Here is a 15,432-nt window from a genome sequence, read left to right as displayed (position 1 = left end):
ACTGCAAAAACATCGCCCAATCTATTCTCTATGGAGAATAGGACGGGGGGCTGCGGGAAAAATATTATAAAAAATAAGGGGGCGGGCGCGTGGTAACCCTTCCTGATGGGACAACTTTGCCCAGAATCGGTCAAGGTACGTGGTATATGGGGGATGAGCCGTCCAAGAAAATTGAAGAGCTTCGCACGTTAAGACGCGGTGTGGAGCTTGGATTGAACCTGATCGATTCGGCTGAAATGTATGGCGACGGCAGATCCGAGTCCTTGGTTGGAGAAGCGATCGAAGGGATACGAGATCAAGTGTTTCTGGTATCCAAAGTATACCCGCACAACGCGGGACTGAATCGCATCGTCGGCAGCTGCGAACAAAGCTTGAAGCGGTTAAAGACGGACCGCCTCGACCTTTATCTTCTTCACTGGAGAGGAAGCATTCCTCTGAGTGAAACGGTAGAAGCGATGGAGCAGTTGGTCGAAGCGGGAAAAATTTTGCGATGGGGCGTCTCGAACCTGGACACGGACGATATGAAAGAACTGTTCGACGCGGCGCGAGGGACGCATTGCATGGTCGATCAGGTGCTGTATCATCTCGGTTCCCGCGGCATAGAATACGACCTGCTTCCTTGGTTGAGAGAGCGAAAAATCCCGACGATGGCCTACAGTCCACTCGCCCAGGCGGGCACTTTACGAAGAGGGTTGGTTGAGCATCCAGCGGTTAAGGAGATTGCCGATCGACATAGCGTGAAGCCGCTTCAGATTCTCTTGGCTTGGTGCATTAGAAGCGGTGACGTGATTGCCATTCCTAAGGCGTCGACAGTAGCGCATGTCGAAGAGAATGCGGAGGCGGAACGGATTAAGCTTACCGAGGAAGACTTGGGGATGTTGGATGAGGCGTTCCCCAAACCGACTAGAAAGGTTCAGCTCGACATTATTTAAGAAAGCCTTCACATGAAAGTTTCCGCAGGTCCGTCGGCAGCACGTCGGATAGGAACAGGAGATTCTCATCCTCCAATTCGCAAGACTCCGGAATAACGAACGGCATGAAATTGCCGTACGGCACGTAAAGCAATTCGGCTTGTCCGCCCGAATAATTCCCGTAACGTTCTGTAAACCCAAAGTAAGCTCCCGTATCTACTTGGGGATTGGGGTTGGAGTTGTCGCATTGGCTCTCCATTTCATGCTGGCAGTAATGACAGCTGCCGCACGAGATATTGAACGGGAGCACGACCCGGTCCCCTTTTTTGACCTTTGTCACCTCAGGGCCCACTTCTTCGACGATGCCCATCGGTTCATGTCCGACCACGTATCCAGTTTGGGCTTGAATCGCCCCCTGGTATATATGGAGATCAGAACCGCATATGGCGGTCGAGGTGATCCTAACGATAATCCCGTCTTTTTTCTGAATCGTCGGATCCGGGACCTGCGTCACTTGCATGTTCTACATACCATGGAAAGTTACAGCCTTCATAATCGCCCTCCTGCTATGACATGCCTTAATACCCTTTGTCAACAACTTGACCGACACTACCTTTTTGTTCTGGATTTCGATCGACAAACGGACACACGGCTACAAGCGTCGGCAGGAGAAACAAGATAAGCCGTTATTTTATGCAATTTTCAAACATGTAAACTATAGATTATTACGACCAGACACTTCAATTCGTAGCAAACCCTTCACCAAAAGTATTTGATACTTATTAATTAGATTGACAGCTGAAATTTTGTTAGTTCAGACCACTATGGTTTTTGATGTAGGGAGAAAGAAGGAGGTGAGGTGTTGCCATGCAAAATGATGTTCATTCTTACATGAAAGAGAGTACCTCTTTTGAAGTACTCTCTTTCTTCAAACATAGGAGAATTCTATTTTGCATTCACATCTGGCTGATGAACACCAAAAATATTGCCTTCGGTATCCATATAATATCCTTGCCACGCCATTCCAGGCAGAGCATACTTGGGAAGGGCGACCTTGCCTCCATTTTCCAGGATTTTTGCTTCTGTTGAATCGTAATCTTCCACTCCCATTGTACAGGCATAACCATTCAGAGGCTTGCCAGGTTCTGGGGAAGAGCCTTGACGCTTCATCAAAGCTCCGTTTATTCCAGGCTCTGTTGCATCACCAGTCACAGCTCCAAAATAAGGCATTCCGGCATACTCACTCCAATCTTCAAATGCCCACCCAAACACCTCTCCATAAAACTTTTTAGCGCGATCCATATCATCTACATGAATTTCGAAATGAACTAATCTTCCCATGATTCCCTCCTGATTTTTTATTCCTTTATTTGTTATTGTGTATTCTACTTCTAGTTTTGATACTCCTACAAGTCAATTTTACAAATTCGATATGCACGGAGTAAGAGTATGGTCGTATCTAATAGGGGATGGAATGGATATGAGCAAGTCCAAATCTATGGTTTTCTGCAACCTTTTGCTCTTTGGGTATCCGCATCACCCATTTGGTTCATCCGTAAAGTTTGGCGCAAGCCTGCATACCGGTCTTCATTGTGTTCCAATACTCAGCTAGACACGAGAAAAGGCCCTTCCTTCCAAAACAGTTGCTACGACAGCAGCTGTTTTTGTTGTTCCCACCAGTGTTAAACTGATGAGAAAGATCCACAATGAGATATACGTACAATCTGTAAGTAGAAAGGAGATAAAAACCATGAATGCAGAAACGGTCATGCAGGAGCTGGAAGCACTCGGCAAGGAACGCTTAAAGAAAATGTACATGGCCAACGGCGCGCACGAACCGCTTTTTGGTGTGGCTACTGGTGAAATGAAGCCGATCGTGAGGAAGATTAAGATCAATCAACCGTTGGCAGAGGAGCTTTACGCTACAGGGAACTACGACGCCATGTACTTTGCCGGGATAATCGCGGATCCAAAGGCGATGACTGCGGCGGATTTTGATCGCTGGATGGATGGGGCCTACTTTTACATGCTGTCCGATTATGTGGTTGCGGTCACCTTGGCGGAAGCGGATATTGCGCAAGAGGTTGCCGATAAATGGATTGCGAGTGGCGAAGAGCTGCGAATGTCAGCAGGATGGAGCTGCTACTGCTGGCTTTTGGGAAATCGCCCGGACAGTGAGTTTTCCGAAAGCAAAATAGCCGACATGCTAGATAAGGTGAAAAACACGATTCACGGAGCACCCCTACGAGCCAGGTATGCGATGAATCAATTCATTTACACCGTAGCGGTTTCTTATTTACCGCTCCATGATCTGGCGGTAGAAACGGCAAAAGCAGTAGGGCAAGTAGAAGGCAAACGAATCAAGGGAAAAAGCAGCTTTCTTTCTGCTGCAGATAATATTCAAAAGGCGATAGAGAAAAAACAGCTGGGTTTCAAGCGCAAGCATGTAAGGTGTTAATACATGCACGGATGGCTGCAAAGACGAATTTCATTCCGGGGAAAAGATCGAGGAAAACGGGAACCAGCTGCCTCCAATCTTTTCCCTGTTTTTTTCAAGCTTTCGTTGAGCATTTCCCTGACGCTTCAGCGTTCCATCGTGATCGAAGAAAGGGTACCTCTACCTGCCGACTCGATTCTTATGCTTAAATGGTAAAAGAATAGCTACGGAAGAGGGATAACATGAAGCGTCTAACAATCGGCTTGTTTGCCCATGTGGATGCGGGCAAGACGACTTTTGCGGAACAGCTGCTCTACCATACGAACAGCATCCGGTCGCGGGGGCGGGTGGATCATCAGGATGCCTTTTTGGACAGCCATGACATCGAGCGGACTAGGGGCATTACCGTGTTCGCCGATCAGGCGGTTATAAACTACAAAGGCGACGTTTATTATTTGATCGACACGCCGGGACACGTCGATTTTTCCTCCGAGATGGAGCGGGCGATTGGGGTCATGGACTACGCCATCGTGATTGTCAGTGCGGTAGAAGGCGTCCAAGGTCATACGGAGACGGTCTGGCAGCTGCTGCGCAAGCATCGGATTCCGACGTTCTTCTTCATCAACAAAACGGATCGGACCGGGGCGGATGCAGGCAGAACGGAGGAAGAAATACGCCGTCAGCTGACGGAGGATGTCTGTTCTATCAAGGGCAGCTTGCTCGAGGGCAGCATCCATGAAGGGCTCCGGGAGTTGATGGCGGAGCGGGACGAGTCTTTGCTCGAAGCGTTTCTGGAGGGAAGGGACGATTCCGCTTTTTGGCTGGAGGCGATGCAGGGGATGGTGCGAGAGGGGCGTCTCTTTCCCTGCAGCTATGGTTCGGCGCTGCAGGATGAGGGCGTTGTAGAATTTTTGGATCAGCTGCATCTGCTGACGACCGTGTCGTATGACGAAACGGCTCCGTTCGGGGGGCGCATTTATAAAATTCGGCATGCGGCAAACGGGCAAAGGCTAACGTTTATCAAAGCAGTGAGTGGCACACTAAAGGTGAGGGAGCTGCTCAGCTACGAGAGCGGCGGGGTTCCCTATGAAGAGAAGATTACCCAAATCCTCTTGGTTAACGGAAGCAAATCGCAGCCGGTGGAGCAAGTGGCAGCGGGAGATTTGTTTGCAGTCGCTGGTTTGTCTGAAGCGGAGGCTGGGCACGGGGTGGGGCTTTTCACTGATAAATTTGCTTATGAGACTGAGCCAACGCTGCAGTCGAAAGTACAGTTCGACAGCTCCCTGCACGTACAGCAAGTGCTCGGTGCGTTTCGCCTGCTGAATGCGGAGGACCCATCTTTGAATGTCGTTTGGGAAGAGAGCCTGCAAGAGATCCACATTCGCGTCATGGGTCTGATCCAGCTGGAAGTGCTGGAGCAGGTAGTGAAGGAGCGCTTCGGTTTCGCAGTCTCTTTCGGCCAACCGGAGATTTTGTATAAAGAAACGATCCAGTCTGCGGTGACGGGGTATGGACACTTCGAACCGCTCAGGCACTATGCAGAAGTGCATCTCCTGCTGGAGCCGGGGGAGCGGGGCAGCGGGATCCAGTTCACGAGCGTTTGTCATCCGGACGAGCTTAGTTATAGCTACCAGAATCTGGTTGAATCTCAACTCTACGAACGGGAGCATCATGGGCTGCTAACCGGGATGCCGGTCACCGATGTGAAGATCAAGCTGCTAAAAGGTCGCGCGCATAACGAGCATACCCATGGGGGCGACTTTCGCGAAGCTGCCTTCCGTGCGCTGCGGCAGGGACTGGAAAAAGCGGAAAACCTCCTGCTGGAGCCTTATTATGACGTCAAAATCAAGGTGGGCATGGACGAGATGGGAAGAGTGCTGTCTGATATACAGCGGGCAGCAGGAACGTTTGAGCCACCACAGATGTCGGATACGCATGCAGTCATTACCGGGAGGGTCCCAGTGTCCACATTCATGAATTACAGCACGGAGTTCGCCTCCTTTACGCATGGGCGAGGCAGTATCCGCTGCGTGTTTGGCGGTTACGATCTTTGCCATAACGCGGAGGAAGTGATCGAGTGGAAAGGCTACCAGAAAGACGCCGATCCTCTCTATACGTCATCCTCGATCTTCTGCGCCAAAGGGGCCGGCTACTCGGTGCCGTGGGAGGAAGCGGAGGCCAAGATGCATCTGCTCTGAGAGAAGGCTGGAAATGGCGAAACCAAGAGTAGGAATCTTTTCAGACGGATCTGGACGTATGTTTCGATCCGTCTTTTTCATTTGGGAAAAGGAGGTTTGTCTTCACTGCCTGTTAACAAGGCTCGGTCGAAAATGCTTGGTTATGTATTCATAAAATTCCCTGATATTCCACCCAACGGGAATGAATTGTTTTGTTACTATAAGGAATAGAAGAATAGGAGGAAACCATGGACAAGCTAGATCCTTTACTCATATCCTATATTGAAAAATTTATACTGAAAAGCTCTGAACAACTCGAAATGAATACGGGCAGCAACCAACTCGAATTGCCATTTATCGATGTAAATATAATCAAACGGACAGAACGAACTTATCGGGTAGTAGGAGTGCTTACACTATCGACGAGCCAGCCGGATTCTTCAGATGAGCATCCTGACGAAGAGCTAATAAAGCTCTTCTCATCCAAAAGGAAAATTACATTAGATGACCGGGAACCTAAAACAATGCGATGGTTGGAGCTTGGCTGGGTGATCAGGGAAGTCCGGTTTAAAAAAGATGGAAAAACAATGGATTCCATGCAATATCGAAGGGGGTATCGCTTTTACAAATACGAATCCGAGAAAGCTCTGCAGAGAAAATATGCGGTTGAGGAGCTGCTTCAAACCTTGAGAGAGAGTGCGGCTACCTTTGGAGACAGCTCTGAAATCCCCTATGCGACTCATAGAAAAAGGGGGTTGCACGCATTGACCTGCTTGATTTCGGAAATAGCGGGTCAAATGCATAGCGAGCTAGGGACATCCTCTCATTTTCCGGCAAGATGGTCTGTTTCCAAACGTATGAATTTTCTTCACTTTATCGTGGCATTCATACGTCTAGCCTTTTCAAGAGCGAATTTTGATTGGAAGGAAATTGGGGCCAATTATTATCGGGAGATTGGGGGATCGAAGGCATTTGATTCCTATAAGGGGGAATTTCTCGCTCAATTAGAAGAGTGGGCACAATGTCCAGCAGATTCTCTTGGAATGACCAGCTTGGGGAAGATTACGCCTCTTTATTTTTCTGGGAAGATTACGGGACAGTTTTCAGCTTATCGGTTTGGACCCGTACATGCTTTGACAGATTTGGCAATTGTCGAAGAAGAGTACACGACGGAAGCAACGACAATTTGGCTGGTTGAAAATCGGGCGATACTGACGCGAATGGCTGCCGAACAAGGCTTTTTGCAGGAGACAAACTCTATCGTCCTCTGTGCTGATGGGCATCTCAGGAGCTCACACAGACTTTGCATTCGGCAACTGGTGAAAAACGGAACACCGGAGCAAATCATCATCTGGAGTGACTATGATCCTGATGGTTTGATTATCGCAAAGGAACTATATTTAGCTGTGGATCATCACCGGGTTGCTTTCAAATGGATTACCCATGATTTTAAAGTAATGACCTCCTGGGAGGATTACGAAGAATACATGAAAGCATTTTTGAAACAACATAGAGCAGAACAGGAACAAGTTCTGGGAGGTGCTGAGGATTGGAAAAAGTGGATCGCCCTTTGATTTCCATTTTTCATTCTGATGAGTCTGGACCTGAGATCATGCAGTCGATGCGGGATATCGCGTCTTTGTCAGGAATATTAAGCGAGTTAGGTTCACATGCTTCGTTTCACGTACCTGGTCAAATTTTGCGTTTTTTACGTGTCATTCAATTATTAAATGAAGAGGCTCTTGGTCTAGATGACCCAATTGAAAATGCAGAGACTGTCTATTACCGCTATCGGAATCGTTACAAAGACCCAGAACCGCCTTCTAAAAAGAGTGTGGAGCAGGTCATTAACATCTTGGTCAAATACAACTGGATTTCCAAACAGTCGCGGCAGTTGAAGATGAGAGATCTGGGGAAGCGGATGATGGATGCGTTGATTCGCCTGGCTAACGATTCGTTGGCGTATTACATGCGTGATGACATAGGCCGTTCTCTTTTCCAGGCGAAACGAGATGCGGAAATCAGTGAAGCATACGACGATCATGGGATTTCCGGTGGGAACAAGATCGCCAGTATGATTCGCAATGTCGAAAATGCCATTCAGCTGATGAAGGAGCGTGAGCTGGAAATGCTGGCTGACCGCAATGCCCTCCCGCAGCTCGAGCTGATTCATCAGCTAATGGAGGAGCTTGATCAAAAACTGCAAGAACGACTTCGGCAATTTGAAACCTTGGAAGACAGTATTGTTTTGGCTAACCTGATGCAAAACGGGACAGCCGTTCTAGCAGAAGGAACGAATCTAAGCCTAGGAATGATTAACAAGTACTTGAAGTTTACTCATATGCAAAAAACGCCATTAACTTCCTCGATCCAACCAGAAAAAGTGCGCGAGTTTATCATTCAAATGTTTGATCCTCCGCTTGAATCTGATGTACCTAATGTGTATCAGATGCTAAGTTTCATGGAGCAGAATCAGTATGAAGAAGAGGCAGTCGACGGTATGTGGTTTCCTGTCAAGTTTGCTGCGCCCCTTTCTGCTGCTGCGATTGAGGAAGCGGTCTCCTATTTAGAGACATACGAACCCTATGTGGAACCACTGGTCGATGACGAAGAGGAATTAATATTTCTTGCAGAAGAAATTTCCATTCAGGAGATGGAAGCATTGCTGGGAGATTCGAAATGGATGCTCACAAAAGCCATGATCGAAACGGAACAGATCGAGTCTTATATGAACAAGCATGAAGAAGCACTGATTGAACAGGTGGTTATAGAAGCAACGACCGACCAGTGGAGCGATGCCGTGAATGCTCTCACAGCGATTTCTGCATTAGTCGGCAATAAAAAAATGACAATCACCAAAACAGAAGAGACAGGATTACGTGAGTATGAAAGAAAATGGGAGTGGATGAATCATGAAGATCGAGCCAATATCATCCGAAAGCGAAGCAAGAGCTGAAATCAATGTAAATCCACTAAATGTCATGCAGTCATTAAAAGGCGTTCTAACGGAGGCTGAAGAGCTAACCTTTATGAATATCCTCTTCTCTTCCTCTGCCTCCATTCGATCCGGGAATTTTGGTATTTCTCGAAAAGAAGTGGAAAAACAGCTGCAAATCCAAGATGACGGGGAAAAATTTCACTCCTTTTTAATCAGGCTTAATCAAGCGGTTAGTCGGTATTTTCGAGTGATTTATGATGAGAAGCGTGATCAAGTTGTTGCGTTAATGCGGGTACCAGCACGAGCGGCTCGCAACACGTTGACAAAAGAAAGCTTGGCGATTCTCCTCTACATGTTTTACCAGCAGGAAGTATTGCAGCATGAGTTTACTTTGTTTGATCAGCTGTTGAACGCTTTGGGGCATGAAACTACCAAAGCGAACCAGCGAATCTTATTGAACATTGATCCATTAAAGAAGATCGGGGCAATTGAAGAATACGACACCAATTCTCAGGAAAAGGCATACCAGCTTACGGCTATAGGGGCGAACCTGTTCTCTGATTCTTTTTTGCGTCGTACAGTGGAGTTCAGCCAATCGCACCAGCTGAACAAAGAAGAAGTTTTAAAGTTTTTCCGGCGCTATAATCTTTACCCGAAAGGAGAACAGGAATGATTCCGTGGAGGCTTACTTTTTCTGGGGTAAGAGACTACCCGCCAACCTTGCTGGATTTATCTGGGTTTGATAGTCACATATTAATTACAGGGCCGAATGGAGCAGGGAAATCCACCATTTCCTTTTGCATGGGAGCGGTCCTGTATTCGTCCAAAGTAGATGCAGAGGGGCTGAGATCCCGAAATTTGCAGGCTAATGAAACATGGAGAGCGAAAATATCCTTTCTTCTTAAAAACGATGGCTTGATGAAGATTGATGCTCCCGCCTTTATCGAATTTACTCTTTACATGGTCCAGGAACCGGGTCAGCCTGTTAAAAAGGAATTTTCGATTTCAAAAGGGGATCATATCGATCAATGGGAAGAGACGGTTTCGTACACGTCAGGGGATCGCTATTACAATTTTACGGCTTACAAAAAAGACTTGCAGCAAAAATACAAAATAGACCCTGATTTATTTTACCTGATTTGGTATCAGCAGGAGGTCAATCAATTCGCGGTTATGCACCCGGAGGAACGCTTTCGTATTTTTAGTGAAATGCATGGGATCGACAAGGTTCAGCGAGACTGGGAAGAGAGCATGGAAAAGCTGAAGGAGACGGAAGAAACGCTGCGGTCTTCTGAAATGAATGTAAAGAGAATGAAACAAGAGCTATCCATGAAAAGGGTGGCTCTCGACCGGTATGTGGACAATCAAAAAAGGCTGCGGGAAGGAGGAGGGCTTTATCTTGGATCGTTGCTGCGATTAGAGCGCCATTTTTACAGGGAGAAAGACAGGTTGCTTGATATCATGCAGCAGTTGGAAGTAGAGATGGAAGAAATGCGCGAAGAACAAGCATTAAAGTTGAGTCAAAAAGAAAGTACCGCAGAAAGTATGGAAGCGATCAACGAAGAGATTAAATCAAGGGAAGAATGGATGGAAGAGACGAGAAAAAATATCGACCATGTCGAAACGGAACTCCGTACGATTCTGGAGCGAATGGCAGAGCTGGATAAAGAGCTGAGGGATATTACCGAACGCAAGAGCAAAATCACGAGATCAGAAGAAGAAGTCAAAGCTGCCCTGCAAAAGCTGTGGATAGAAAAGGAGGAAACGAACAAAGCCTATGTCCACGTAAAGACTGCATTAGAAGAGAAAAAGCAGGACTGGCGGAGAACGGTAGAGCAAATTGCCGAACTGAAAGAAAAAGTGATGTCTGCTGAGCGGCAGGAAGCGATGCATCAGGAAAGGCTTCGGGAGTATAAAAGCAGCCATATGGTGCAGGCGCGAATGGACGCTCTTGATAAAACGATCGACGAGAATAAAGAGATCAAAAGGAGCATGTCCCTAGAATTGCGTCAGCTAAAAGATGAACAGGTGTTACTTGAAGAAGGCCGCGATTTGTCTACCCGTCAAGCGGAATCAATGAAATGGTTTCGGTCAAGACAAGTGAAGGCATACCCTTTGCGCGAGCTCATTGAAATGACCGAAACAGCCAAGCTACAAGACGAGCAGCTGTTTCAGGCGATCAAATACACGGTGTTTTTCAACGGAGTCGATGTGAATCCGCCTAATGACCTGTACCATGTGCCTTTGATGAAACTTGTGCCGGACCGTTCTGTTACGGAACTGCCTGATCTTCATATTAGGGTCAGGGAAGGGCTGACGGAGGAAGAGATTCCGCATGCAATCAAAGCGCTCTGGTGGGTAGAGCAATGTTTCAAGGGTGAAAGGATTTCCATTCAAAATGGGATCTTGATCGATTCGTTAGGGATGCGAGGACCACAAGAGAAGGAAAGGTTTATCCTGAGCGCAAAAGCGTTGTCTGTCCGAAAACAGGAAGTACACAGAATGAGCGAACAGCTTTCACAGAAGCTGTCATGGTTAGAGGAGCAGATTGTGGCTGATACGAAGACTTTGCAGGAGTTAAATAGCATTGTCCATCAAGTCAGGGAATCGGAAGCCTTCATGACGAAGCAATATGAGCGGACAGCATTGAGGAAGAAATGGAAGGAGGAACAAAACAACGAAGCGACACTCGAGCAGGAGATAGAGCGGCTGGAAACAGAAATAGGCATTTATACACGCCTTCAATACAAGCATGGAGTTTTGGAGGAGCAATTGCACGAAGAAGAACAGTTCTACAAGGAACTGGGGAAGTTGAAAGATAAATACGAGGAACGAAACGAACTCGACAAGCAAGCGGATGCGAAAAGGGAACAAAAGAAGAAAGAAAGCGACAAGAATTTAATGTTGGAGCAAGAAATCGAACTTTTGGATTCGAAGCTCAAACAGACCGAACGTAAAATCAGAAAAATGTCCGACGATCTGGAAAGCATTGACGCGAGTCTTCGTTCGAGAAAGAAGCAAAAGGAAAACTGTGAGCATGAAAAAGAGCTGGCAGAAGGAGAGCTTGTTCAAATCATCAAAGAAGTAACCGACATGAAGGGATTGATGCCGGATGTGTATTCCATGGTACTGGCAGAAAACCCACAGGAAAGGAAGGGATCCTTTCAGCAATGGCAAAATGACCGTGAAAGAGGAAAGGTGATTTGGAATCAAGCCAGGATGGAAGACGGCATTGATCCGGCAGCTCCGGCAAATTATGAGACAGCCAATACCGAATATGAACGGTTGGATAACGAGTTCAAGCGGACAAGCATATTGCTTGAGCAAGACAAGGAACGAGCTGAACAACTCCGTGATAAAATGGAGACGATGATAAACATGCGTGTTTTGGAAATCCAGCAGCGCTTCAAGACGTACTTGGGACATTTCCAATTTGAAGGGGACATCAACTGGGAATCATATGAGGACCATAAAAAGCGTGTCCATTTCAAATTGTATATAAAGGTTCGGAAGGAAGGGCATCGCGGATCTATGGAGGATGTCAGCATTAAAGCGCGCGGAGGAAAAGTAGGAAAAGGGGTATCTGGAGGAGAAGAATCGCTCAGCTCCCTTTTATTTGCTCTGGCGCTGTTACAAAATATCCAGACAGCTCCGGGGTTCATTGTTCTCGATGAATTTGACAGCGCGCTTGACGAAAATCGGAAATCAAAGGTATTTGATTTGTACGTGCATGAACTGGGAAGGAAAATGATCGTTTTGACTCCAAAGTCACATGAACAATCGTATATGAATCGTTTTTCGAAGGCATTTGTTGTGCACCATGATCCGATTGAAACAAGAAGTAAAGTAATAGGGATTGCAAAAGTAGAGGGAGTCTAATTGCTTTGGCTATGTACGAAAATGAGCGAGAAAATCCAGTTGGATAGGAAAACGTACACAAAGAGCCCAAGCGATCGCTATTTCAACCGCTTGGGCTCTCTTCATTGCTTTTAGATTCCAGACTAGCCTTTACGCTGCCTGCACTTTTTTTGCGCCATTTACCCGTTGAAGCAGCTTATTCCCCACATTAATCGCCGCTTGAATAATGTACCCTGTGGTAAAGGACAGGACGATCGTTCCGTAATAAATGGGGCCATCTAACAGAAAGCTGGCGCTCAAAAACAGGCAAGCCAGCAAAATTTCCGTCCGTCTGAATGTCCATTTCAATCGCTTCGACATGACGAGCACAAATGATTCCTGTGGAGCAGTGCACACCTGTGTACATACATACAGCCCGATGCCACTGCCGATGCAGATGTTTCCGAGCGCCATCGTCAGAAGCGGGGGTAATGTGCGGATGCCAGCCATGAGCGTATCGATCGACCCGATCAGATCGACAAAGACAGAAATCAAAATCATAACCAAAAGGGACCCCACCGTAATATAGCTGCGATCCATGAAAAAGACGATACAGACAAAGGTAAAGTTAATGGCAAACATCCAGAAGCCGATGGAGATCCCGAAGTTTTGAAAGAGGGCAATAAAGAGCGAATCGTATGGACTCAGACCAAAGGAGGTAATGGTCGTCATCATGTTGATGCCGAGCGCCAAAATCAGCAAGCCGACTAGAAACAAAACGTATTCAAACTTTAAGCGAATCACAATAAATGACTCCTTTCCTTCTACATAAGGCGAGCATACCATGTGAAACGCTTTTCAGAGCAAGCGGAATATGCTTTGATGGTGATAGAACTTGATGAAAGAGAAGTCAGAGGGGTTATCCGAGTGCCTAATATAAAAGAAATTGCGCAATTGGCTGGTGTTTCGGTTTCTACGGTTTCACGTGTACTAAACAACCACAAATACGTAAACGAGCAAAAACGAGCGAGGGTCCTCCAGATTATCGAGGAGCACAATTACATACAAAACAGTAACGCTGTCCACCTCTCGACGGGAAAAACGAAGGTGCTTGGGGTGACGCTTCCGATGGTAAACAACCAGTATTACAGCACCATTCTCGAGGGGATCGCGGCGGAAGCGGCTCTTCACGATTACAAGATGATGGTATGCCAGACAAACAACAGTCTTGAACATGAACGCAGCATTTTGCAGCTGCTGACCAATAAAAAAATCGACGGCTTGATCATGTTTTCCAGGGCCAATTCCTGCGATACGCTCACGGAGTATGCGGAATACGGACCGATCATCACCTGTGAAGCCAATGATACGACGACAGTCTCGAGTGTGCACATCGACCACTACCAGACGTTTCTCATCGGGATGGAGTATCTGATCCAGAAGGGACATCGCCGGATCGGGTACTGCCTGGGACGAAAAAACAGCTTCAACAGCCAGCATCGCAAGCGTGCGTACGAGGAAAATCTGCGCTCGATTGGCATGACTCCAGACCCTGAGTGGGCCTTTGAGGATTGCGTGACGATCCAAGACGGGATGGAGGTCGCCAGCAAGCTCATGCAGCTGGAGAATCGGCCGACCGCGATGATCGTCTCCTGTAATCACATCGCAGCTGGGCTGTACAAAGAGGCAAGCAGGCTGGGCCTAAACATACCCCAAGACATCGCGATCATCGGCTGTGATGATCAGCCCATCGGCGAGCTGCTGGAGATTACGACCGTTTCCAGCTCCAGCAAGCAGATGGGCAAGTACGCATTTGAAATGCTGCACGAGCGGATCATCAACCAGGGAAAAGTATGGGGGAAAGAAGAGCAGGTGCTGCTGCCGGTTTTGGTAGAGAGAAAATCGACGTAAAGTTTGTCTGCACAGACCCAAGCTATTGGCACAGACAAAGTAGGGAGCATGGATATTCATAGAATCTTTTCAGTCGGATCTGACACATGTCGGGTCCGTCTCTTTTGCTACTGGACTCATGCCCAAATCGGTTACCTTCTCATGGGCAGGTGCATAGGATAATGACGTGCAAGGTATGAAGAAAGGAGCTTAGACATGTATCGACCTATCCATTACCACTACCCGTGGTATCATCTGATGCCCAGCAGCTGGAGCCCGAGTAGCTGGAGCTACAATTGGGGGCAACCCTATTACCATGGGAGCTATAGCCAGAGCTCTTACGGTGGAAGCCTCGTATTAAGAGATTATGGGCCACAGCCAGCAGTCGTGAATATAAACCGGGCCTCTCTACAAAATAATACGTACCGCACTGCTTTGTGGACTGGAAAGCACCTGCAGGTAACGCTCATGAGTATCGATGTTGGAGATGACATCGGTTTGGAAGTCCATCCCGAGACGGATCAATTCATACGCATTGAAGAAGGGCAAGGGCTTGTGCAAATGGGCCCCCGTAAAGATCGATTGGATTTTGAACAAAGAGTCTGTGACGACGATGCCATTATGGTTCCTGCAGGTACATGGCATAATGTAATCAACACGGGTTATACCCCATTGAAGGTTTACTCGATCTATGCGCCACCCGAGCATCCCTTTGGCACCGTTCATGAAACGAAGGCCATTGCTATGGCTTCAGAAAGAAACCATACGTAAGTTGTCGTTTTCCTTTGAAAGCACCCGGGTAGGGTGCTTTTTTACATCTTCCCTCCCACTATAAATTAATTTTTTCTCGCGTTTACTCACTCATTCTTAGATTTTCAACCATCAACATTCCAGAGAGGTGGGTGAAGTATGTAATTATGGAATATTTTTCTGTATAAGCCGGTTGCGGGAATAGAGATTCGAATCTTTTTTCCAATCTGTGGATGAATCGTATGACCGCACATTTGGATATCCACTCCATTCCCCTGACGGCTTACCCTCCCATGTCACGCTGGGTCTTCGCCCTTACATTCCTTCGTTCTGCCTCTCAAGGTGTGGACGCCGCTTCTTGCTCCTTTACTGGGTCGTTGCCCTTACGGAATAGATCCTGCGGCTGCTCCGTGCTTCTGTTGTTGGTTTATTCCCAAACTCTAGTGAGGAACGGAAAAATGATTTGAATTAAGCTACCATCTGTATTTGGGA

Annotated in this window: 11 protein-coding genes and 1 pseudogene; 9 read left to right on the top strand and 3 right to left on the bottom strand. The window is 47.2% G+C overall.

The features are described 5' to 3' along the window. The first annotated feature begins 89 nt into the window (after positions 1-89). Complete coding sequence (locus EDM55_RS09190; protein ID WP_246070854.1) at positions 90-932, top strand: aldo/keto reductase; 843 nt, start codon at positions 90-92, stop codon at positions 930-932. A gap of 31 nt (positions 933-963) precedes the next feature. On the opposite strand, the pseudogene EDM55_RS09185 reads toward EDM55_RS09190, so the two are convergent. Together EDM55_RS09185 and EDM55_RS09180 are read right to left on the bottom strand one after the other, a co-directional pair. Beyond that, positions 964-1,431, bottom strand: a pseudogene (locus EDM55_RS09185) (alcohol dehydrogenase catalytic domain-containing protein); the annotation flags it as partial. Positions 1,432-1,856: 425 nt separating this feature from the next. After that, complete coding sequence (locus EDM55_RS09180) at positions 1,857-2,252, bottom strand: VOC family protein (RefSeq protein WP_122960148.1); 396 nt, start codon at positions 2,250-2,252, stop codon at positions 1,857-1,859. Positions 2,253-2,661: 409 nt separating this feature from the next. Here EDM55_RS09180 and EDM55_RS09175 point away from each other — a divergent pair, with 409 nt between their 5' ends. The 6 genes from EDM55_RS09175 to EDM55_RS09145 all read left to right on the top strand — a co-directional run bounded on the left by EDM55_RS09175 (position 2,662) and on the right by EDM55_RS09145 (position 12,342). Further along, positions 2,662-3,369, top strand: a complete 708-nt coding sequence (locus EDM55_RS09175; RefSeq protein WP_092267341.1) for a DNA alkylation repair protein — start codon at positions 2,662-2,664, stop codon at positions 3,367-3,369. 221 nt (positions 3,370-3,590) lie between these two features. Next, on the top strand, positions 3,591-5,546 hold the full coding sequence (locus EDM55_RS09165; RefSeq protein WP_122960146.1) for an elongation factor G: 1,956 nt from the start codon (positions 3,591-3,593) through the stop codon (positions 5,544-5,546). A 227-nt stretch (positions 5,547-5,773) separates the two neighbouring features. Next, entirely contained in the window at positions 5,774-7,099 is a 1,326-nt protein-coding gene (locus EDM55_RS09160; protein ID WP_092267335.1) for a DUF2399 domain-containing protein, read from the top strand. Next, entirely contained in the window at positions 7,075-8,481 is a 1,407-nt protein-coding gene (locus tag EDM55_RS09155) for a hypothetical protein (protein ID WP_122960145.1), read from the top strand. Before EDM55_RS09160 ends, EDM55_RS09155 begins: the two co-directional genes overlap by 25 nt. Next, a complete protein-coding gene (locus EDM55_RS09150; protein WP_092267331.1) occupies positions 8,438-9,136 on the top strand; it encodes a hypothetical protein in 699 nt (232 codons plus the stop codon). Before EDM55_RS09155 ends, EDM55_RS09150 begins: the two co-directional genes overlap by 44 nt. Continuing rightward, positions 9,133-12,342 (top strand): coiled-coil domain-containing protein, encoded by a 3,210-nt coding sequence (locus EDM55_RS09145; protein ID WP_122960144.1) that lies wholly within the window; start codon positions 9,133-9,135, stop codon positions 12,340-12,342. Before EDM55_RS09150 ends, EDM55_RS09145 begins: the two co-directional genes overlap by 4 nt. Positions 12,343-12,471: 129 nt before the next feature. Here EDM55_RS09145 and EDM55_RS09140 read toward each other — a convergent pair whose 3' ends face one another. After that, entirely contained in the window at positions 12,472-13,104 is a 633-nt protein-coding gene (locus EDM55_RS09140) for a YczE/YyaS/YitT family protein (protein WP_092267327.1), read from the bottom strand. Between the two features lie 123 nt (positions 13,105-13,227). Here EDM55_RS09140 and EDM55_RS09135 point away from each other — a divergent pair, with 123 nt between their 5' ends. Together EDM55_RS09135 and EDM55_RS09130 are read left to right on the top strand one after the other, a co-directional pair. Then, a complete protein-coding gene (locus EDM55_RS09135; protein ID WP_092267499.1) occupies positions 13,228-14,211 on the top strand; it encodes a LacI family DNA-binding transcriptional regulator in 984 nt (327 codons plus the stop codon). A gap of 195 nt (positions 14,212-14,406) precedes the next feature. After that, positions 14,407-14,961 carry a cupin domain-containing protein gene (locus tag EDM55_RS09130; RefSeq protein WP_122960143.1) on the top strand — a complete coding sequence of 185 codons (555 nt, stop codon included), beginning with the start codon at positions 14,407-14,409 and terminating at the stop codon, positions 14,959-14,961. The last annotated feature ends 471 nt before the right edge of the window (positions 14,962-15,432 follow it).

It is taken from the genome of Brevibacillus centrosporus (genome assembly GCF_003710815.1).
Classification (GTDB): domain Bacteria; phylum Bacillota; class Bacilli; order Brevibacillales; family Brevibacillaceae; genus Brevibacillus; species Brevibacillus centrosporus.
Note: the sequence above shows the minus strand (reverse complement) of the source record. Positions and strands in the feature narration are given on the sequence as shown.

What these genes read in the sequence shown, in the direction of transcription:
- EDM55_RS09180 (WP_122960148.1), bottom strand. Translation starts at nt 2,252, where the DNA reads ATGGGAAGATTAGTTCATTTCGAAATTCATGTAGATGATATGGATCGC.
- EDM55_RS09165 (WP_122960146.1), top strand. Translation starts at nt 3,591, where the DNA reads ATGAAGCGTCTAACAATCGGCTTGTTTGCCCATGTGGATGCGGGCAAG.
- EDM55_RS09145 (WP_122960144.1), top strand. Translation starts at nt 9,133, where the DNA reads ATGATTCCGTGGAGGCTTACTTTTTCTGGGGTAAGAGACTACCCGCCA.
- EDM55_RS09160 (WP_092267335.1), top strand. Translation starts at nt 5,774, where the DNA reads ATGGACAAGCTAGATCCTTTACTCATATCCTATATTGAAAAATTTATA.
- EDM55_RS09175 (WP_092267341.1), top strand. Translation starts at nt 2,662, where the DNA reads ATGAATGCAGAAACGGTCATGCAGGAGCTGGAAGCACTCGGCAAGGAA.
- EDM55_RS09130 (WP_122960143.1), top strand. Translation starts at nt 14,407, where the DNA reads ATGTATCGACCTATCCATTACCACTACCCGTGGTATCATCTGATGCCC.
- EDM55_RS09150 (WP_092267331.1), top strand. Translation starts at nt 8,438, where the DNA reads ATGAAGATCGAGCCAATATCATCCGAAAGCGAAGCAAGAGCTGAAATC.